This is a genomic window from Leisingera sp. XS_AS12 (assembly GCF_041224635.1).
Classification (GTDB): Bacteria; Pseudomonadota; Alphaproteobacteria; order Rhodobacterales; family Rhodobacteraceae; genus Leisingera.
This window is the reverse complement of the sequence record NZ_JBGFGM010000087.1, coordinates 31488-50921: the sequence shown is the minus strand read 5'-3', so window position 1 is coordinate 50921 and position 19434 is coordinate 31488. Positions and strand designations below refer to the sequence as shown.

The window sequence follows — 19434 nt, the reverse complement described above, 5'->3', positions numbered from 1 at the left end:
GGGCGGCCTTTTTAATGTCTCATGCTGCTACGGCGAAGCCTAAGGTCAGCTGCGGGTGCCTGCGAACCGCGCCTGCCAGTCTTCGCGTTGCTCATCGGTGATCTTCGCGAACAGCACGTCCGGTACGGTGAAACCATGGCCTGCGGGCAGCGCCGACAGGGCGGCGGCGACATCGTCGGGCCAGCTGCGGTCATCCGAGTTCAGCGCTGCCATCAGCGTGTCTGCGGCATGCGGAATGAAGGGCGCCGACAGCACCGCATAGAGCCGGATCAGGTTCAGGCCCAGGCGTACCTGCGCGGCGGCGCGCTCAGGCTCGGTCTTGAACACTGACCAGGGCGCGGCGGATTGCAGGTATTCATTGCCTGCTACCCAGATCGCGCGCAGCTCCTGCGCCGACTTGCGCACCTCCATCGCCTCCATATGGCCCTCATAGGCGCGGATGCGGGTGGTCAGCTCGTCGATCAGGGCCTGTTCCTGTTCACCGTATTCGCCGCCTGCGGGGACTTCCTCGCCGAACTTGGAGCGGCAGAACTTGGTGATGCGGGAGACGAAGTTGCCCAGCACATCCGCCAGATCCTTGTTCACCGACTGCTGGAAGTTCTCCCAAGTGAACTCGGAATCCGAGCTTTCCGGCGCGTGGGACAACAGCCACCAACGCCAGTAGTCGGCGGGCAGGATCTCCAGCGCCTGGTCCATGAACACGCCACGGCCCTGCGAGGTTGAGAACTGGCCGCCGTCGTAGTTCAGGTAGTTGAAGGACTTGAGGTGGTCGACCATCTTCCACGGCTCGCCCGAGCCCAGAATGGTCGCCGGGAAGCTCAGGGTGTGGAAGGGCACGTTGTCCTTGCCCATGAACTGGACGTATTTCACATCGTCCGCGCCCTTGTCGGTGCGCCACCAGCGTTGCCAGTCGGCGTCGGTCTTGCCGTTGGCCTCGGCCCATTCTCCGGCGGCGGCGATATATTCGATCGGCGCGTCGAACCAGACGTAGAAGACCTTGCCTTCCATGCCCGGCCAGTCGGCATCGCCCTTCTTGACCGGCACGCCCCAGTCCAGATCGCGGGTGATGCCGCGGTCCTGCAGCCCGTCGCCGTCGTGCAGCCATTTCTTGGCGATGGAGGTGGTCAGCACCGGCCAGTCGGTCTTGCTGTCGATCCACTGGTCCAACTGGTCGCGCATCGCGGATTGGCGCAGGAACAGGTGCTTGGTCTCGCGGACCTCCAGATCGGTGGAGCCCGAAATGGCCGAGCGCGGGTTGATCAGGTCGGTTGGGTCCAGCTGCTTGGTGCATTCCTCGCATTGGTCGCCGCGGGCCTTCTCAAAACCGCAGTTGGGGCAGGTGCCCTCGATGTAGCGGTCCGGCAGGAAGCGGCCGTCAGCGTTGGAGTAGACCTGCTTTTCCGACACTTCGGTAATCAGGCCGGCCTCTTCCAGCTTGCCCGCGAAATGCTGGGTCAGCGCGTGGTTCTGCGGGCTGGACGACCGCCCGTAGTGATCAAAAGACAGGCCAAAGCTGTCGGCGATCCGGCTTTGGACCTCGTGCATTTCGGCGCAGTAGTCGGCGACCGGCTTGCCTGCCTTGGCGGCAGCCAGCTCGGCCGGGGTGCCGTGTTCGTCGGTGGCGCAAAGGAACAGCACCTCATGGCCGCGGCCGCGGTTGTAGCGGGCGTAAAGATCCGCGGGCAGCTGGCTGCCCACCAGGTTGCCCAGATGCTTGATCCCGTTGATGTAGGGAAGCGCCGAAGTAATCAGAATGCGTGCCATGCCGTCCATCCAGGTAATGTGTCAGTGGCCCGTCTAGCGCATGGCGCGCACGGCGAAAACCCCGGTGGTGAGTTTCCCTTGAAATAAGGGCTGTCCTGCTGTCGCTCAGCGCCGCTGTCGGGCCCGCTTCAGCAGGCGTCCGATGATAAAGGACGTGCGGGGCGCGTAGACATAGGGGGTGCGTTCTTCCGGCGTCGGCCGAACTTTCATGCGGCTCAGCCCGAAGACGATCAGCAACAGATGGCCGCAGGCGACATAGGCAAACAGCGCGGCTGGGCCATAGGCGCTGATCAGCGCCGAGGAGACATAGGGGCTGGCAATTGCGCCGAGGGCAAAGAAGAACATCAACGCGGCCGCCAGTTCGACCCGCTCGGAGGAGGTCGCAAAATCATGGGCGTGGGCCGCCGAGACCGAGAAGATCGGAAAGGTGGTGAAGCCGAAGAACACCGCGGCCAGCATCACCCCGGTGGTGCCAGTGCCGCTGGCGGCCATGGTCACGCCGCAGCTGAGAATGGCGGCGGCGGAGAGCCAGATCAACACCCAGCGGCGGTCGTATTTGTCGGCCAGCCAGCCCAGCGGATATTGCGCCAGCGCGCCGCCCAGCACGAAGGCGGCCAGGAAAAAGGCGATCTGGCCGACTTCCAGCCCGACCTCGCGGCCATAGACCGGGCCGACCATGCGGAAGGAGGCGGAACTGAGCGCGGCCACGATGACCCCGGCCACCGCCAAGGGTGAACAGCGCCAGGCCAGGTCCGGCCGCAGGCGCGGCGCGTCTGGCGTCTCCGGCTGGTTGGCCTTGGTGAGGGTGAGCGGGATCAGGGCCGCGCAGCACAGCACCGCCAGAAGGTTGTAGGACACATAGGCAGCAGGGGGCAGCACCGCGATGATGAGCTGCGCCGCCAATGACGCGCCCATGTCGACGATCCGGTAAGTGCCCATCGCGCGACCGCGGGTTTCATTTGTGACCTTGGCATTCAGCCAGGCCTCGATCACCGTATAGGCGCCTGCCACGCAGAGACCGGAGGCGGCGCGCATCAGCGCCCAGAGGTAGGGGCTTTGGGTCAGCGTATGTCCGATAAGGCCGATGGCGCCCAGTGCGGTAAACGCGGCAAAAGCCCGGGAATGGCCGACATTGCCCATCAGTCGCGGGGCCCACCAGCAGCCGACGAAAAAGCCCATGAAATGCGCCGACCCCAACAGGCCGATCTGTTCCTTGGTGAAACCCAGCGTCAGCCCGGAGATCGCATCCAGCGGGCCAACGCCGCCAGTGGAGAGCTGCAACAGAATGACGGAAACGAATAGGGCGGCAAAGGAGACGATCAGGCGCATAATGGCCTGACCATGACAGGCTGCAGCAGGAATGCCAGTCGAAATTCGCCATCTCGCGTCGTATTTGTCCCTGTTTCGCTCTGGCCCCGTCGGGGGCTAGGCGCGTTCCGCCTGTGGTGCCGGGTGACGGGGGGCGCAGGGCGCAGGCGGTGGGTCTGGGGGGCGATGCAACGCCACTGGGGGATTGTTGCCGGATTGGCTCACCAACCAGTCGCGGGGGGGCTGCATGCGGGCGCGCAGGCGCTGCAACCGCCAGCAGTCTTGCAAACCGGGTGGCGCGTCGGTGGAACGTTGCGGGGCTGCTGGTCGGGCCGGATGCGGCGCGGGCGGATCGGAGACCGCAGAGAGCAAGGCGGTGGCTGCCAGGTGATGGGCTGGGGCCAGGTGCCAACGGGTTTCGATGCCCTGCGCGCCGCCTTCGCCGGGGGTCAGCAGCAGGCCCAGCGGCGCGGGCGCGCTGTCTGTGCTGCCATGGCCAGCGTTCTCTGCCGCCAGATGCAGCCGCCGCACGGCGGTCATGCTGGGCAGGTCATCTGTCTCGGCCACCACCAGCGCCACGGCGCCGCTGCGCAGACTTTCTTCCATTGCCCAGAGCTGCTGTTCGCTCCGCAAGGTCTGAACGAACAGCAGCCGGGCGGGGCTGGCAAGATGCGCCATCCCGTCCGGGTTCAACCGTTGGTCGCCGCGGGGGCTGGGTAGCCACAGCACCGCTCCCGGTGCCGCCGCGGCTGCCAGCCACAGTGCAAATCGATGTCGGGCCGGACCGCAGACTTCATGCAGGCGGCCATGTGCCAGCGCCACCCCCTCCATCAGCTGCAAGGCGGGGCGGGGTGCGTGGCGGCGAGGGACAAGCAGGTGAGTCGGCATATCGCCAGTTTACATTGTTCGCTTTTTGTTCTCAACATGCCTGAAGTCCTGCCCCACATGCGCCATGGCAAGGCACGCCCGGTCGCGGCTCAGCCTTCGCGCGGCACCACCGGGCCGTCCTGTTTCATCCATTCGCCAAAGCCGCCCTCGAGATGCAGGACCGGGTTCAGCCCCATCTCCATCGCGGTGCGGGCGCTGAGCGCCGAGCGCCAGGCGCTGGCGCAGTAGAACACATATGTCTTGTCCTGGTTGAAGATCGGCTTGTGGTAGGGGCTGTCGGGATCGATCCAGAATTCCAGCATGCCGCGCGGGCAGGAAAACGCGCCCGGGATCATGCCACTGCGCTGCAGCTCGCGGATGTCGCGCAGGTCGACGAAGACATAGGCGTCGTCCTGATGGGCCTGCTTTGCCTGCGCGACCGACAGGGTGGCGACCCTGTCGTTGGCTTCGGCCAGCAGCGCCTTGATGCCCTTGGTGATGGTCTGTGGCATCGGGTCTCCTCCTGTTTTTCGGCTGGCAGGCTGGCCGTTTTGGCGCTCAGACGCAAGCGGGTTGCACTTTTGCGGCATCCGCATAAGGTCGCGGCCAATTCTGCATCAGAGGAACCGAGTTATGAAAATGAACCCGTTGGGCCGCACCGGCATCATGGTGTCCGAGCTGTGCCTGGGCACGATGACCTTTGGTACCCAGACACCGGAGGACGAGGCGCATGCGCAGATCGACATGGCTCTGGCGCAGGGCGTGAACTTTCTGGATACGGCTGAGATGTATCCGGTCAACCCCATTCGAGCCGAGACCATCGGCGACAGCGAGCGCATTATCGGCAACTGGAATGCCGCGACCGGGCGGCGCGCTGAGTACATCCTGGCGACCAAACATTCCGGCGAAGGCATGCAGCACGTCCGCGGCGGCGCGCCGATCTCGGCCGCGACCATCGCGCCCACCATCGAAGCCTCGCTGAAGCGGTTGAAGACCGACTACATCGACCTCTACCAGTTTCACTGGCCCAACCGCGGCAGCTACATGTTCCGCAAGAACTGGGACTATGATCCGTCCCAGCAGGACCGCGCTGCAACGCTGGCCAACATGGAAGACTGCCTGCAGGCGCTCCAGAAGGAGGTTGACCGCGGCACCATCCGGGCCTTCGGCCTGTCGAACGAAAGCGCCTGGGGAACCGCGCAGTGGTTGCGCCTGTCCGAGGAGATGGGCTGGCCGCGGGTGGCCTCAATCCAGAACGAATATTCGCTGCTCTGCCGCCTCTATGACACCGACTTGGCCGAATTGAGCGTGAATGAGGATGTGGGCCTGCTGGCATTTTCGCCGCTGGCCACCGGGCTGCTGACGGGCAAGTACCAGGAGGGCGGTCTTCCCGAGGGCTCGCGCAAGACGATCAACACCGACCTTGGTGGACGTGACACGCCGCGGGTCTATGCGGCGGTGGATGCCTATCTGGATATTGCGGCCCGGCACGGGTTGGATCCGGTGCATATGGCGCTGGCCTGGTGCCGGACCCGACCGTTCATGGCCTCGGCCATTTTCGGCGCCACCCGGCTGTCGCAACTGGAGCATGCGCTGAAATCCGTGGAGGTCGAGCTGAGCCAGGAGGTGCTGGATGAAATCAATGCCGCGCACCGCGCCCACCCGATGCCGTATTGAGGCTGACCGCCTAGGTCGCGCCTGAGTAGCCGATCGTTTCAGGGCGGGCGGGGCGCGGCTCCCGCCCGTCCGGCGGGCATTGAAATGCCCTTGGCCGGTTGGGCCCGGCGCTGCTGACGCAGCGCAGGCAGACGGTCGGGCCTGCGCACTCAGTGCGCGGTGGGGCGTTCCTGCTCCCGCTCCTGCCGTAGTTCCCGCGCGGAGGTGCCATGGGCCGTGCGAAAGGCACGGGCAAAACTCGATTGCGATGAAAAGCCGGTGGCCATTGCCACTTCCATCAGCGGCAGGTTGGTGTCGGTGACAAGGCGGCGGGCCTCGGCCAGACGCAGCTGCAGGTAGTGGTCCTGCGGCGTGGTGTTGAGCTTGAGGCGGAACTGCTGTTGCAGGCTGCGCGGGCTGGTGCCCAGTGTCTCGGCAATCTGCGACAGCGGCAGCGGCTCATCCAGCGAAGCCTCCATCAAGGCATTGGCGCGCGCGGTCAGGGCGCTGTGCTTGTGGCCGCCCAGGCGGCTTTGTGGACGCGGCTCGGCGGCGGGGCCATCGTAGAGGAACAGGCCGGCAACGCGGGAGGCAAATCCCGCACCGTGACGGGCCCCGATGATATGCAGCATCATTTCGATCGCCGGTGTCGCGCCGCCGGAGGTCATGCGGGCCTCGGAGACCGTGAACCGGTCGGTGCGGACATCCACCTCAGGGAAGCGTGTGGCGAAGTTGTCCAGATCTTCCCAATGGGTGGTGGCCGGGTGCCCGTCCAGCAGGCCCGCTTCTGCCAGCAACCAGGGGCCGCCGTCGATGCCCGCAATGGTGGCTCCGGTCGCGGCGATCCGGCGCAATCCGGCCAGAAGGCTCGGCGTGGCATGCCGCGCCAGCTGAAAGCCCGCAACCACGATCAGCAGCTCGCAGCCCTCCAGCCGCGCCAGCGGGATGCTGGGCACGGTCAGCCCGCTGGTCAGCATCGGCGGTTCGTTGGTGGCGCTGATGTAATCCCAGTCGAAGGCCGCGCGCCCTGCCAGCCGGTTCGCCGCACGCATGGGGTCGACGGTGGCCGCGAAGGACAGGGTGTTGCATTCGTCCAGCACGAGAACCGCGGTTTTCAGCGGCCGGTGCTCCGGTTGCAGGATGTTTTTTGCGGATTTCATCAACTTCGATTCGCCTAGTGTAAACTGTGTTTCACGAGGCTGCGGCACAGTGGGTCTTAGCGCAAATCGGAATCTGGGGAGGAGCCTGGGGATAACCCGGGGCAAAACCCTGTACATCGACGGGAGAAGAAAAATGCCGCTGGAAATGAACCGCGAGGTCTTCATCACCTGTGCCGTGACCGGCTCGGGCAGCACCCAGGACCGCAGCCCGCATGTGCCGCGCTCCCCGAAGGAAATCGCCGAGTCGGCCATCGCCGCGGCCAAGGCAGGCGCCGCGGTGGTGCACTGCCACGTGCGCGATCCCGAGACCGGCGTCCCCTCGCGCGATCTGGCTCTGTACCGCGAGGTGACCGACCGCATTCGTGATGCCGAGGTGGACGTGGTGCTGAACCTGACCGCGGGCATGGGCGGCGACATGGTGTTTGGCGACACCGAAAACCCGCTGCCTTTGCAGGACGCTGGCACCGACATGATCGGCGCCAGCGCCCGCGTCGCGCATGTGGCGGAATGCCTGCCCGAGATCTGCACGCTCGACTGCGGCACCATGAACTTTGCCGAAGCCGACTACGTGATGACCAACACGCCCGGCATGCTGCGCGCCATGGGGCAGATGATGACCGATCTGGGCGTGAAGCCGGAGATCGAGGCGTTCGATACCGGCCATCTGTGGTTCGCCAAGCAGCTGGTGAAAGAAGGCGTGCTGGAGCCGAACGCGCTGGTGCAGCTGTGCATGGGGGTGCCCTGGGGCGCGCCGGATGATCTGAACACCTTCATGGCGATGGTCAATAACGTGCCCGACGACTGGACCTTCTCGGCGTTCTCGCTGGGGCGCAACCAGATGGCCTACGCAGCGGCGGCGGTGCTGGCGGGCGGCAATGTGCGTGTCGGCCTGGAGGACAACCTGTGGCTGGGCAAGGGCGAACTGGCACAGAACTGGCAGCTGGTGGAGCGTGCCGCGGACATCGTGACCAACATGGGCGCGCGGGTGATCGGCCCGGATGAGGTCCGCGAGAAGCTGGGACTGGTGAAGCGCGCGCCGGTGTCGAAATAGGCTGCGGCGGAACTTGTGCTGGAAGCAGGCGTTGCGGGGTGGAGCCTATCCCCCCAATTCCTGCCCCTGGAGACTGAATTCATGACCGGCCCAATGACCCGTGCTGCCCTTGCCTTTTCCTTCGCGGCTTTTGCCCTGCCGTCAGCCTCTATGGCGGAGGGCTATCGCGACACTGACGTGCCGATGGCGGTGGAGACCGGCCTGGATCTCTCCCGCTACCTGGGCAAATGGTATGAAATCGCCCGGTTTCCCAACGATTTCGAAAAGGGCTGCGAGGGCGTCACGGCGGAATACAGCGCGCTGCCAGAGGGGCGCATCAAGGTCGTGAATACCTGCCGCAAAGGAGCACCCGACGGCCCCGCTGAGAGTGCGGAGGGCAAAGCGCGCGTTGTCGCGCCGGGCATTCTGGAGGTCAACTTTGTCCCCTGGCTGAGCTTCCTGCCGTTCACCTGGGGCGACTACTGGGTGCTGGATGTGGATGACGATTACCGGGTGGCCGTGGTCGGCACACCCAATGGCAAGCAGGGCTGGATCCTGGCCAGGTCCCCCGAGATCAGCGCAGAACAGCTGTCCGAAGCGAAATCGGTCCTGCGCGGCAATGGCTATGACATCAGGGCGCTGAAGATGGTACCCCAGAATTGAGGATCAAGGTGAATGACTAAGACGGCTGCAATCATCGGCGGTGGGGTTATCGGCGGCGGCTGGGCCGCGCGGTTCCTGCTGAATGGCTGGAACGTGCGGGTCTTCGATCCCGACCCGGAGGCCGGGCGCAAGATCGGCGCGGTTCTGGACAACGCGCGACGCAGCCTGCCGGGGCTGGGCAACGTGGCGCTGCCCGCCGAAGGCCAGCTGAGCTGGCACGCCACCATCGCCGAGGCTGTCGAGGGCGCGGACTGGGTGCAGGAAAGCGTGCCGGAACGGCTGGAGCTGAAGCAGAAAGTCTATGGCGAGCTGCAGCAGCATGTGGGGCAGGGCGCCGTCATCGGGTCCTCCACCTCTGGCTACAAGCCCTCGCAGCTGCAGGACGGCTTTGCCAATGCCGCGCAGATCGTGGTGGCACACCCCTTCAACCCGGTCTACCTGATGCCGCTGGTGGAGGTGGTCACCACCGAGGCCAACAGCCCCGAGGTGATTGCCAAGGCCAAGGAGATCATCACCGGCATCGGCATGTATCCCCTGCATCTGAAGAAGGAGATCGACGCCCATGTCGCCGACCGCTTCCTCGAGGCGGTCTGGCGCGAGGCGTTGTGGCTGGTCAAGGACGGCATCGCCACCACGGAAGAGATCGACAACGCCATCCGCTATGGCTTTGGCATCCGCTGGGCGCAGATGGGCCTGTTCGAGACCTACCGGGTGGCGGGCGGCGAAGCCGGGATGAAGCACTTCCTGGCGCAGTTCGGCCCCTGTCTCAGCTGGCCGTGGACCAAGCTGATGGATGTGCCGGAATACAACGATGAGCTGGTCGAGCTGATCGCGGGCCAGTCCGATGCGCAATCGGGCCAGTATTCGATCCGCGAGCTGGAGCGGATCCGCGACGACAACCTGGTTGGAATCATGCGGGCGCTGGGCGCCAACGACTGGGGGGCAGGGGCGCTGCAGAACGCCCATGACGCTGCCCGCATGGGCGAGGCGGGGCTTGCTCGCAGCATGGCGGAGGTCGACGACATCACCCAGCCGGTGCAGACGCTGAACCGCGTGGTGCCGCTGGACTGGACCGACTACAACGGGCACATGACCGAAAGCCGCTATCTGGATGCCTTCGCGCAATCCACCGACCGGCTGATGGAGATCATCGGCTGCGATGCCGAGTATATCGCCAATGGCGGCAGCTATTTTACCGCCGAGACCCACATCCGCCACCTCGACGAGGTGCATGCGGGCGATCCCATTCAGGTGCGCACCCGCGTGATCCTGGGGCAGGGCAAGAAGATGCACCTGTGGCACGAGATGTTCTCGGGCGAGCGCCTGCTCGCAACGGGGGAGCATATGCTGCTGCATGTAGATCTGAAAACCCGTCGCTCGGCCCCGCCGGCACCGCATGTGGAGGCCAATCTTGTCGCGCTGGCAGAGGCGCATGCGGCCTTGCCTGCGCCTGATGGGCTGGGACGCGCGATCGGAGCTGCCAGATGAGCCGGGTGTTGATCACCGCCGGTGGCTCCGGCATCGGTCGGGCAATGGCGACAGCATTCGCAGCGGCCGGCCACCAGGTCTGGGTAACGGATGTGGATGCCGCCAGCCTTGCGGATATTCCGTCGGATTGGCGCGCAACGGTGGTGGACGTCACCGACGAGCCGGGCATGACGGCGCTGTTTGCTGCGATCGACGAGACCTGGGGCGGATTGGATGCGCTTTGCGCCAATGCCGGTATCGCCGGGCCGACCGCACGGGTCGAGGACATCGCGCTGGACGACTGGCGCGCCTGCGTCAGTGTCAACCTCGAGGGGGCGTTTCTTGCCGCCAAACATGCAGCCCCGATGATGAAGGCCGCCGGCTCCGGGGCCATGGTGCTGACGTCCTCGACCGCGGGGCTATACGGCTATCCCAACCGCGCGCCCTATGCCGCGGCGAAATGGGCCGTCATCGGCCTGATGAAGACGTTGGCGATGGAGCTTGGCCCCTTTGGTATCCGGGCCAATGCCATCTGCCCCGGCGCCGTCGAAGGCCCGCGCATGGAAGGGGTTCTGCAGCGCGAGGCCGCGGCCAAGGGCATGACCCGGGATCAGGTCTATGAGGGCTATGCCTCCGGCACCTCGATGGGGCGTTTTGTCGAAGCGCGCGACATTGCCAATATGGCGGTGTTTCTGGCGTCGGATGCCGCCCGGCTGGTCTCGGGGCAGGTGATCGCCGTGGACGGGCATACGGTAAACCCGGACCCCAAGGTGTAGGATCGATCCGGCGGGCGGAACCGTCCGCCTGCCGGTGGTGCCCATGGCAAGGGGGTGGATCAGCCGTCAGGGCCTGGTCTGTCTGCCGACGCCTCGGCCGACAGTTCCGCCACCCAGGCCATTGGGGTGCAGACCGGTCGGTTTGTAGGGTCAGCCGCCAATCGCGGCCCGTAACGCCCTGAGCCGACCGGGCAGTTGCCGGGCGGTGATGTCGGCCTCCCGCACCAGGTTGTCAAAATGGCTGGTAAAGGTGCTGACCCGCTCCTTGTCGCGAAACGCCAGATAATGCGTACCGGCATAGAATACGCAAAGGAGCGGGCCGAAGATGGTGATCGGCGAGGAATACAGCCGCTTGGCGTCAAACAGGTAGATGCGCAGGCGCGGGTATAGCTGTTCGCACAGGCGTTCGAACTGGCAGAGCTGCTCCAGCCGGATGTCCAGCGGCAGCCCTTCGTAATACCCGACCGCATGGGCAAAGCTGTCCAGCTCGTACAGCGGCATCGCGATTTCGTAGTCCGATGGCGACTGCCGCATCCAGGCCAACCTGTCCTCGGAGGCACCGATGGCCTGGTCGGCGGTTCGCCCCAGATGTGGTGCGTATTCCCACTCCAGAAGGGCGCGTGTCTTCAGCATGTCGGGCAGGGCGGCAGGCACATGGCGGATCTTGTATCCAAGCGCCTCCTGGTGCCATTCAAAGATGCGCTCATCCACCAGTGCGCGCGGGGCTTCGGACAGGCTCAGGCTGGAAGCCAGAAGTTCTGCCGCGCTTTCAGGACGATCCGACAGGCTGAGCAGCCAATCCGCCGAAACCCCGAGTGCCGCGGCGCAGGCACCGACGACGTGCGCATTGGGCAGCCGCGCGCCTGCATCGCTCAGCAGTTGCGAAATGGTGGACCGATCCACCCCCGTTGCGCGGGCCAGCGCGCTTTGGCTGAGACCGCTGTCCTGCAAGGCGCGGTTCAGCCGCTGGCGAAACTGTGCGGCGCGCAGGCGTTTGTCGACTATTTCCCGCATCTGTTGATTAATATCACAATCGTCTCTTTTTGTTAACTACATTCGGAATTCTGCACATAAGGGCTGCGCCTTATCCTTTTCCTGCAAAACCAACATCGAAAGCAGGAGGGTATATGGAGACGCGTAGCCGATCAGTGGTGAAGGCGCTTTTGTGGAATGCCATCGGGCTGGCGGTGATGACGCTGGCCGGGTTTGCCGTGACGGGGTCGCTGCGACAGGGGGGGGGGCTTGCGTTACTGAACACCTCCATCGGCTTTGCCACCTACCTGGCTTACGAGCGCGCCTGGGCCCGGGTTGCATGGGGGCGGCGCGATGGCTGACCCGGTTCGCGGTATCCATACCAAACGGCCCGCCGACTATCTGCCAAGCGGGGTGGAGTGGGGCACGCTGGCACTGATCTTGTTCTGTTACGCGGCTTGGCTGGCCGCGCTCTGGCTGCTGCCTGAGGTCAGCCTTTTGGTGGCCGTTCTGGCGCTGGGCGGTCTCAGCGCGCTGCATTCATCGCTCAGTCATGAGGCGCTGCATGGCCATCCCTTCCGCCGAGCCTGGCTCAACGAGGCGCTGATGTTCCTGCCGCTCAGCTTGGCGGTCCCCTACGGGCGGTTTCGCGATACCCATCTTGCACACCACAGGGACGAACGCCTCACCGATCCGTATGACGACCCGGAGAGCAATTTCCAGGACCCGCAGGTCTGGGCGCGTCTACCGCGCTGGTGGCGCTACCTGCTGCAGGTCAACAACACGTTGCTGGGACGCGTGACACTCGGACCGCTGATCGGTCAGGTTCGTTTCATGGCATCGGACTGGCGGCTGATCCGCGCTGGGCAGTCGGGGGTGCTGCGCGACTGGATCCTGCATGGCGTTGGGCTGGTCGGCGTCCTGGGCGTCGTCTGGCTGTCGCCCGCCCCCATGTGGGTGGCCTTGGGAGGCGCCTATCTGGGGCTGGGGCTGCTGAAGATCCGTACCTTCCTGGAGCATCGCGCCCACGAAGCCGTGCATGGTCGTTGCGTGGTGATCGAGGATCGAGGGCCGCTGGCCTTCCTGTTCCTGAACAACAACCTGCATCTGGTCCATCACATGTATCCGGGCGTGCCCTGGTACGCGCTGCCGCGGCTCTACCGGGCCGAGCGGCGGCGGTTCCTGCGGGCCAACGGCGGCTATGTCTACCGCAGCTATGCCGAGGTTTTCCGCCGCTTCCTGCTGCGCGCCAAGGACCCGGTGCCGCATCCGCTCTGGTCGCCGCGGGATTAATCGCCCATAAGCAGGCTTATGATAGCCTGGATACCCGTCTCGATTGCCGCGGCCGCGTTTCAAACCGTGCGCTTCATGCTGCAGAAGATCCTCAGCAGTGTCACCCTGTCGCCGGGCGGAGCAACGTTTGCGCGCTTTGTCTACTCGGCCCCTTTCATTCTATGTGGGCTGGCGGTCTACCTGGGGATCAGCGGCACCGCCTTGCCTGCCTTGGGGCTGCTGTTCTGGGCCTTTGTGGCGTTCGGCGGTACCGCGCAGATCCTGGCCACGATCTGCACGGTGGCCTTGTTCAAACAGCGCAATTTCGCCGTCGGCATCACCTTCACCAAGACCGAAGTTGTTCAGACCGCACTGGTTGGCCTCGTGGTGCTCGGCGATCCGGTCAGCCTGTGGGGCTGGGTGGCCATCCTGATCGGGTTGGGCGGCGTCCTGGTGTTGTCGCGGGCGCCTGATGCTGTCGGCGCGGGGTGGCGCCACCTGACACATCGCGCGGCGCTGCTGGGGCTGGCTTCGGGCGTGCTATTTGCCTGTTCCGCCGTCAGCTACCGCGGCGCATCCTTGCAGCTACCGGAACTGGAGCCTGCCGTGCGCGCTGCGGTCACGCTGGCAGCCGTGGTCAGCCTTCAGACCGTGCTGATGGCCGCCTGGCTGGGGCTGCGGCAGCCGGGTGAGATCGCCCGTGTATGGGCGGCGCGACGTGTCGCGGTCTGGGTCGGCCTGACCAGCATGGCGGGCTCATTTTGCTGGTTCTGGGCCTTCAGCTTGCAGAACGCAGCCTATGTCAAGGCGGTGGGCCAGGTGGAGCTGCTGCTGTCGCTGCTCGCCTCGGTGCTGTTTTTCAAGGAGACCGTGACCCGACGCGAGATGCTGGGGATGGCGCTGCTGGTGCTGTCGATCCTTGCGCTGGTGCTGGCTGGGTAACCAACGCAGCGCGGTTGGGATCAGCCATCCGCCGGCATCGGGTAGCCTTTCAGGCGCAAAAACAGGCTGGCCTCATCGTGGTTCTGAAAGAATGGAACGCTGCCCGGCGGTTCGGCGTCCCGGATCCGCGCGGTGACTTCGGCTAGAACCACCTCGGTGATGAAGGGCAGATCGAAACTGCGGACGGCGCTCAGCGGGATCCACTGTAGGTGGGACAGCTCGTCCGATGCGCGTGAGAAGTCATCTAGATCACCGTTGATCTGATCGGCATCCACCAGGAAGAAACGGGCATCGAACCGACGCGGCCGGCCCGGAGGTGTCAACGCGCGAAACACGAATTGCATGGCCCGCGCCGAGGGCAGATGGCCAGTGGCCGCGAAGCTGTGCCAATCCGGAGGCACTTCGCCGGGCCAGGTGCCGGGCTCACCCAGGATCAGACCGGTTTCCTCCCACAGCTCGCGCACGGCGGCCACCGCGAGGGCATGTTGCACATCCGTCGGCGCATGGTCGCACAACCGCTGGCGGCAGAGGTCCGGCAGTGGCGAGGCCAGCGGCACCTGTTGGTCCGCGAGATCCACAGCGCCGCCAGGAAAGACGAACTTGTTGGGCATGAAGGCCGCTTTGGCGCCACGCTGCCCCATCAGCACCTGTGGGTCATCCCCCATGCGGCCCCGAACTGCGATGACGGTTGCGGCGTTGCGGATGGCTGTCTTGTCGGTGGTTGTCTGTCCGTAGGGAGCGCGGTCGGTCATGTCTGGTTTTTCTTTCTGTCTGCCGGGCGGCACGCGAGCGGCCCTTGCCTTGGCGCCGACGGTAGCGCGAAGCGGTGCGCCAGCCAATCGCGAAATCCGCCCTTCGCCGCGCTGCATGGCCTGGGGTAACCCCCGGGCGTCGGGCGGTGCAAATCGCAGGCGGAATTTTTTCGACGGAACGGCGAAGCTGCGGCGTTTTTCTTGGGCATCGGGCAGCACGGAGCTGCCGATCGGACAAGGAGAAGATGACATGAAACACAACACGTTCATCGCCGCGATTGTAGCCGTCGCCTGCGCCACCGCTTCCGGGGTGGCCTTGGCCAAGGGCGGGCCGCACCACGGGCCGAAGATGTCATTTGAAGAACTCGATGCAGATGGCAGCGGTGAGGTCACCCAGGCCGAGTTGCAGGCGCACAAACAGGCTCGCTTTGCCTCCGCGGATGCCAATGGTGACGGCCTTCTGTCGCTGGACGAGCTGCAGGCGCAGGCCAGCGCCAAGGCCGCAGAGCGCGCGGCGCGGATGCTGGAACGCTTTGACAAGAACGGCGATGGCAGTTTGAGTAAGGGCGAGATGCCGAAGCCGCGCGATGGCGCCCGTATGTTCGAGCGTATGGACCGTGATGGCAGCGGGGGCATTTCGAAACAGGAGTTTGAGGAAGCCCGGATGCATCGCGGTGGCAAGCATCGTCACGCGCCGGGGGCTGACGGGACCAAGACGGAGCAGAACTGATCGCTGACCAGTGCTGGACAAGGCGCAAATACAAAGGCGCCGGACCCCATCTCGGGGGCCGGCAGCCATGACGGCGGCGGAGGCGAGCGACAAGCTTTCGGACGATGCGCTGTTGCGGCTCTATGCCAACGGCGACCAGCGCGCTGCGGCGCAGCTGACGACGCGTCTGGCGCCGCGGGTCTACGGGGTCGCGATGCGGGTGATGAACAGCCATGCCGAGGCCGAAGACGTCACGCAAGAGGCGATGCTGCGGCTGTGGAAGATGGCACCCGACTGGCAGCCCGGAGCGGCGAAAGTCTCGACCTGGCTGTACCGGGTGGCGATGAACCTGTGCATCGACCGCAAGCGGCGCGCCCGTGGCGGGCATGTGGACCTCGATGCGGTGCCGGAACCGCCGGACCAGGGGCAGTCTGCGGCTGAACGGATGCAGGAGACGGCGCGACAGGACGCGTTGCAGGGTGCGCTGATGAGGTTGCCGGAACGACAACGCCAGGCGGTGGTGCTGCGGCACTTGGAGGAACTCTCCAACCCGGAGATCGCCGCCATCATGGAAATCACTGTCGAGGCGGTGGAAAGTCTCACCGCCCGCGGTAAGAGGGCGCTTGCTGCGGCACTGGACGGGCGGCGCGCAGAATTGGGGTATAGCGATGGCTGACATGGACAAGGCAGACCCGATCACACACGGGCGGGAGGACCCGGCCGATCTCGCGCATGTGGACGAACTGTTCGCCACGGCACGTGCCGCCCGTCCGGCGCTTCCAGCGCATTTGGCCGCGGCAATCCTTGACGATGCGGCCGCGCAGCAACCGGATGGCACGGCCGCCGCGTTGGCGCCGCGAAATACGCGTGAAGGTCTTGGGCGCTGGCGGCAATTGTTGAATGCGGTCGGTGGTTGGCCTGCATTCGGCGGGTTTGCCATGGCCAGTGCGGCGGGCCTGTGGCTGGGGTTGTCGCCGCCGTCCTTCATTCCCGATCCGGTGGCCTTGGCGGGATTGGACGCCGACAGCCAGGGGATGCCCTTCGACGGATATGAAATGGCCATGGTGCTGAGCGAGGATATGCAATGAGCGAACAGGACGGGGCCCCGAAAAACGGTGCCAGAACCGGAATGCGCCGCTGGGTGAAACTGCTGCTGGCAGCGTCGCTGGCGCTGAACCTAGCGGTGATTGGCCTCGCCGCGGGGGCGGCACTGCGTCATGCCGGACAAAAGAAGAATTGGCACCGGCCACCAGACGTGGGGGCGATGATCTTTCGTGAGCTGGACCGGGACACCCGCAGGCAGCTGCGGCAGGAAGCCGGCGGTCCGCACGGCAGCTATGTGCAGCGCCGTCATGCCGAGGCCGAGCGGGTGATTGCGATCCTGCGCAAGGACACCTTTGATGCGGAGGCGTTGCTGGCGGAATTGCGGCAACAGGCGGACGCCCGGCATGATTTTCACCTGAAGCTCCAGAACGCCTGGGTGCGCAAGCTCGCGGAGATGGCGCCGAAGGAGCGGCAGGACTTCGCTGATCGGGTGGCGGAACGCTTTGCCCGCGGGGCCGCAAAGCGGCCCTGACAATCGCAGGAAACTGTTTCGCCTCCTCTGTCAGGGGTTGTTGTGAGCACCGCTGAAACCCCTTTGAATTGCAAATTGTCGCTTTATGCCCGTAACTTACACGTTGCCAAGTTTCGCCGCCCTGTGACAGGGTTGTCTGGTGGCCGCTCAGGTCACGGCTGCGGGGCTGGAGAGGGGGCCTGCGGTGCTTTGAGGCTGAAGGAGGAGCGCAGACATGTCAGGAGCCGATAGCGCGGCCGGTGCGGTCGAGACCGTAGAGGCCATCGCCCGCCGCGAGGATTTGACGTCATCAGACAAGCTGAAAGAGCTGCTGGTATTCGGCAACACCTTCTTCAAGACATCGTCAGGGCTGCTCAGCCGCGTCGAGGACAGCCGCTACACCGTCATGCACTGTGCGTCGCATGAGGTGGAGGTTGAACCCGGGACAGAGTTTGCACTGGAAGAGACCTACTGCAGCCACACGCTGAAGGCCGCCGGGCCGGTCGCCTTCCACCGCGCTGGTACGTCGGAGATTTCGGGACATCCCTGTTACGATATGTTCCAGCTGGAAACCTATGTCGGGGCCCCTGTCGTGATAGACGGGGCGACCTGGGGCACGGTGAACTTCACGGCGATCGAGGCGCGAGATCCGTTTGCACCAGAAGATCTCGAGGTCATGGCGGCCCTCAGCACTGCCGTGGGTCAAACGCTGGCGTCAGCCGATCACGCGGCCTGAATGCAGCCGGTCGGCAAGGTGACCTGGTTGCGCCCTGCATTCTTGGCATTGTAGAGCGCCTGATCTGCCTTTTCGATCAGCGTGGTGGCGTTGAGATCCTGTCCCCCGCCGCCCATCACTGCACCAATGCTGATGGTAACCCGCACCGGCTGGGCGGAACCGGGTACCTGAAAGGGCTTGCTGTTGATGGCGTTGCACAGCGCGATGGCAGCCATGCCGGCCTCTGCCTCGGTGGCTCCGGGCAACACCGCCATGAACTCCTCGCCGCCGACCCGGGCCAGCAGGTCCGCCGGGCGCAGGACGGCCTGCATGCGTCGGGCGGCCTCAATCAGCACAGCGTCGCCAGCGGGGTGGCCGTAGAGATCGTTGATCCTTTTGAAATGGTCGAGATCGGCGAGCATGACGGCGAATTTTTCGCCGCTCACGGCTGCGGCCTGGGTGGTTCGATCCAGGAACGGGCGGGCATAACGGCGATTGTGCAGACCCGTCATCGGGTCCTGCACCGCGGCCCGCAGCCCGTTCCGGACACTGTCGCGCAGGCGGTCCTGGTGTATTTTCTGCCGCAGTTGGGCGGTCAGGCGCAGCTCCAGTTCGGCCACGTCGAATCCGTGTTGCAGCACGTCATGCGCCCCGCGGTCGAGGGCTTCGGCGGCCAGCTCCGCATCACCGGGGTTCGGAATCGCGATGACGACAGATTTTCGCGTTGCCGCACGGGCGCGCAGGTCGGCCAGAAGCCGCAACCCGGCGCTGGCGGATTGCTCGGTCAGCTCGATGATGATGGCATCCGCGACCGGCGCCTGCATAAGCCCCTGAATGTCGCTGATCGCATGGGTGCGCAGGCCAAAGGGCAGGCAGGTGGCCAATTGGTCACGCCAGGTTTTGGCTGCGCGCGGATCCTGTGCCACCAGCGCGACGGTCGCTTGTTGCAGCTCCTCGCTGTTGCTTCGGTCGCTGAGCGGCAACATGAACCCATGAGACGCGTCGCGCTGCAGGTTTAGCTCCTCGGAGGCAGAGCGCGCACGAAGCAGACTGCGGATGCGGGCTTGCAGGATCACGTCGTTCACTGGTTGCTGCAAGACGTCATCAATCCCTGCCGCCAGCGCGGCCAGTCGGGCTTGCGGTCCCTCGATGTCGCTCACCGCGATCAGCGGCAGGTCGGCGAGGCTCTCGTCGTTGGACAACTCGCGCTTGACGTCGGCCGCAGTCCCATCGGGCAGCGACATGGCGGAAAGCACCAGGTCGGGGCGATGCTGGCGAATGGCAGGCAGCACCTCGGCAAGGCTGCCAGCCTGAACCACATCGTAATAGGCGGCCGCCAGCTGCACCTTCAGCATGATGCGGTTGGTGGAGACGCCGTCGATGACCAGGATCGTTCCTTGCACGCGGTATCCTTTCGCCCCTTGCAAATCCTATGACTGGAAGTTTTGCTGAGACTGGTTAAGAAACCCTTTCGTATTTTTACTAAATTGGCCGCAATGCGGCGGGAAAGCGGGGCAAAAGTGGAGAATATGCGGTTTTCCGCTGACGCGGCGGAGACGCTGGCGCTGAAGGTTTTGGGCTGGCTGGCAGGCAATGATGAGCTTTTGCCGGTGTTTCTGGGCGCTACCGGCGCCAGCGAAGCGGATCTGCGGGCCCGGGCGACAGAGCCTGAATTCTTGGGCTCGGTGCTCGATTTCTTAACGATGGACGACAATTGGGTGATGCAGTTCTGCGATGGGGCCGGTCTGCCCTATGAGGCGCCGATGATGGCGCGGATGGCGCTGCCGGGCGGTGCGCAGGTGAACTGGACCTGATAGGCTCGCCTG

At 65.1% G+C, this 19434-nt stretch carries 22 protein-coding genes; 14 read left to right on the top strand and 8 right to left on the bottom strand.

All coding sequences use genetic code 11. From position 1 onward, the window contains the following. Positions 1 to 45: 45 nt before the first annotated feature. The 4 genes from metG to AB9K35_RS08580 form a co-directional block, all read right to left on the bottom strand. Positions 46 to 1764 (bottom strand): methionine--tRNA ligase, encoded by a 1719-nt coding sequence (gene metG / locus AB9K35_RS08595; protein ID WP_369925338.1) that lies wholly within the window; start codon positions 1762 to 1764, stop codon positions 46 to 48. Between the two features lie 105 nt (positions 1765 to 1869). After that, on the bottom strand, positions 1870 to 3093 hold the full coding sequence (locus AB9K35_RS08590; RefSeq protein WP_222455772.1) for an MFS transporter: 1224 nt from the start codon (positions 3091 to 3093) through the stop codon (positions 1870 to 1872). A gap of 96 nt (positions 3094 to 3189) precedes the next feature. Next, complete coding sequence (locus AB9K35_RS08585; protein ID WP_369925336.1) at positions 3190 to 3960, bottom strand: hypothetical protein; 771 nt, start codon at positions 3958 to 3960, stop codon at positions 3190 to 3192. A gap of 89 nt (positions 3961 to 4049) precedes the next feature. Then, positions 4050 to 4451 carry a rhodanese-like domain-containing protein gene (locus AB9K35_RS08580; RefSeq protein WP_369925335.1) on the bottom strand — a complete coding sequence of 134 codons (402 nt, stop codon included), beginning with the start codon at positions 4449 to 4451 and terminating at the stop codon, positions 4050 to 4052. A 121-nt stretch (positions 4452 to 4572) separates the two neighbouring features. Between AB9K35_RS08580 and AB9K35_RS08575 the strand changes: the two genes are divergently transcribed. Continuing rightward, positions 4573 to 5616, top strand: coding sequence for an aldo/keto reductase (locus tag AB9K35_RS08575; protein WP_222455775.1), 1044 nt, complete (start codon positions 4573 to 4575; stop codon positions 5614 to 5616). 149 nt (positions 5617 to 5765) lie between these two features. Here the strand turns inward: AB9K35_RS08575 and AB9K35_RS08570 are convergent, their stop codons facing one another. Then, positions 5766 to 6755, bottom strand: coding sequence for a GlxA family transcriptional regulator (locus AB9K35_RS08570; protein ID WP_222455776.1), 990 nt, complete (start codon positions 6753 to 6755; stop codon positions 5766 to 5768). A gap of 133 nt (positions 6756 to 6888) precedes the next feature. On the opposite strand from AB9K35_RS08570, the gene AB9K35_RS08565 reads away from it, so the two are divergent. The 4 genes from AB9K35_RS08565 to AB9K35_RS08550 all read left to right on the top strand — a co-directional run bounded on the left by AB9K35_RS08565 (position 6889) and on the right by AB9K35_RS08550 (position 10691). Beyond that, complete coding sequence (locus AB9K35_RS08565) at positions 6889 to 7806, top strand: 3-keto-5-aminohexanoate cleavage protein (RefSeq protein ID WP_369925332.1); 918 nt, start codon at positions 6889 to 6891, stop codon at positions 7804 to 7806. A gap of 81 nt (positions 7807 to 7887) precedes the next feature. Beyond that, positions 7888 to 8448, top strand: coding sequence for a lipocalin family protein (locus tag AB9K35_RS08560; RefSeq protein WP_369925329.1), 561 nt, complete (start codon positions 7888 to 7890; stop codon positions 8446 to 8448). Positions 8449 to 8460: 12 nt separating this feature from the next. Further along, positions 8461 to 9936: a carnitine 3-dehydrogenase gene (locus tag AB9K35_RS08555; protein WP_369925327.1), complete on the top strand. Its 1476-nt coding sequence runs from the start codon at positions 8461 to 8463 to the stop codon at positions 9934 to 9936. Then, positions 9933 to 10691, top strand: a complete 759-nt coding sequence (locus AB9K35_RS08550) for an SDR family oxidoreductase (protein ID WP_369925325.1) — start codon at positions 9933 to 9935, stop codon at positions 10689 to 10691. Before AB9K35_RS08555 ends, AB9K35_RS08550 begins: the two co-directional genes overlap by 4 nt. Positions 10692 to 10841: 150 nt before the next feature. On the opposite strand, the gene AB9K35_RS08545 is transcribed toward AB9K35_RS08550, so the two are convergent. Continuing rightward, a complete protein-coding gene (locus tag AB9K35_RS08545; RefSeq protein ID WP_369925323.1) occupies positions 10842 to 11705 on the bottom strand; it encodes a helix-turn-helix domain-containing protein in 864 nt (287 codons plus the stop codon). Between the two features lie 113 nt (positions 11706 to 11818). Here AB9K35_RS08545 and AB9K35_RS08540 point away from each other — a divergent pair, with 113 nt between their 5' ends. Genes AB9K35_RS08540 through AB9K35_RS08530 form a run of 3 tightly spaced genes read left to right on the top strand, consistent with a single transcriptional unit; the run spans position 11819 to position 13877 of the window. Then, complete coding sequence (locus tag AB9K35_RS08540) at positions 11819 to 12025, top strand: DUF2061 domain-containing protein (RefSeq protein ID WP_369925320.1); 207 nt, start codon at positions 11819 to 11821, stop codon at positions 12023 to 12025. Next, entirely contained in the window at positions 12018 to 12956 is a 939-nt protein-coding gene (locus AB9K35_RS08535; protein ID WP_369925318.1) for a fatty acid desaturase, read from the top strand. Before AB9K35_RS08540 ends, AB9K35_RS08535 begins: the two co-directional genes overlap by 8 nt. Positions 12957 to 12974: 18 nt before the next feature. Further along, positions 12975 to 13877 (top strand): EamA family transporter, encoded by a 903-nt coding sequence (locus AB9K35_RS08530; protein WP_369925316.1) that lies wholly within the window; start codon positions 12975 to 12977, stop codon positions 13875 to 13877. Positions 13878 to 13897: 20 nt separating this feature from the next. On the opposite strand, the gene AB9K35_RS08525 is transcribed toward AB9K35_RS08530, so the two are convergent. Beyond that, the gene (locus AB9K35_RS08525; RefSeq protein ID WP_369925315.1) at positions 13898 to 14629 is read right to left on the bottom strand and encodes an NUDIX domain-containing protein; all 732 of its coding nucleotides are present in this window, start codon (positions 14627 to 14629) and stop codon (positions 13898 to 13900) included. Positions 14630 to 14879: 250 nt separating this feature from the next. Between AB9K35_RS08525 and AB9K35_RS08520 the strand changes: the two genes are divergently transcribed. The 5 genes from AB9K35_RS08520 to AB9K35_RS08500 all read left to right on the top strand — a co-directional run bounded on the left by AB9K35_RS08520 (position 14880) and on the right by AB9K35_RS08500 (position 17629). Next, the gene (locus AB9K35_RS08520) at positions 14880 to 15359 is read left to right on the top strand and encodes an EF-hand domain-containing protein (RefSeq protein ID WP_369925313.1); all 480 of its coding nucleotides are present in this window, start codon (positions 14880 to 14882) and stop codon (positions 15357 to 15359) included. A gap of 67 nt (positions 15360 to 15426) precedes the next feature. Beyond that, positions 15427 to 16014 carry an RNA polymerase sigma factor gene (locus tag AB9K35_RS08515; protein ID WP_369925311.1) on the top strand — a complete coding sequence of 196 codons (588 nt, stop codon included), beginning with the start codon at positions 15427 to 15429 and terminating at the stop codon, positions 16012 to 16014. Further along, positions 16007 to 16426, top strand: a complete 420-nt coding sequence (locus AB9K35_RS08510) for a hypothetical protein (RefSeq protein WP_369925309.1) — start codon at positions 16007 to 16009, stop codon at positions 16424 to 16426. Before AB9K35_RS08515 ends, AB9K35_RS08510 begins: the two co-directional genes overlap by 8 nt. Further along, positions 16423 to 16914 (top strand): periplasmic heavy metal sensor, encoded by a 492-nt coding sequence (locus tag AB9K35_RS08505; protein WP_369925307.1) that lies wholly within the window; start codon positions 16423 to 16425, stop codon positions 16912 to 16914. Before AB9K35_RS08510 ends, AB9K35_RS08505 begins: the two co-directional genes overlap by 4 nt. 214 nt (positions 16915 to 17128) lie before the next feature. Further along, positions 17129 to 17629 (top strand): GAF domain-containing protein, encoded by a 501-nt coding sequence (locus AB9K35_RS08500; RefSeq protein ID WP_369925305.1) that lies wholly within the window; start codon positions 17129 to 17131, stop codon positions 17627 to 17629. On the opposite strand, the gene AB9K35_RS08495 is transcribed toward AB9K35_RS08500, so the two are convergent. Next, positions 17617 to 19011: a diguanylate cyclase gene (locus tag AB9K35_RS08495; RefSeq protein ID WP_369925304.1), complete on the bottom strand. Its 1395-nt coding sequence runs from the start codon at positions 19009 to 19011 to the stop codon at positions 17617 to 17619. The genes AB9K35_RS08500 and AB9K35_RS08495 overlap by 13 nt on opposite strands. Before the next feature lie 126 nt (positions 19012 to 19137). Between AB9K35_RS08495 and AB9K35_RS08490 the strand changes: the two genes are divergently transcribed. Continuing rightward, positions 19138 to 19422 carry a DUF3572 domain-containing protein gene (locus AB9K35_RS08490; RefSeq protein ID WP_222455792.1) on the top strand — a complete coding sequence of 95 codons (285 nt, stop codon included), beginning with the start codon at positions 19138 to 19140 and terminating at the stop codon, positions 19420 to 19422. Positions 19423 to 19434 lie beyond the last annotated feature (12 nt).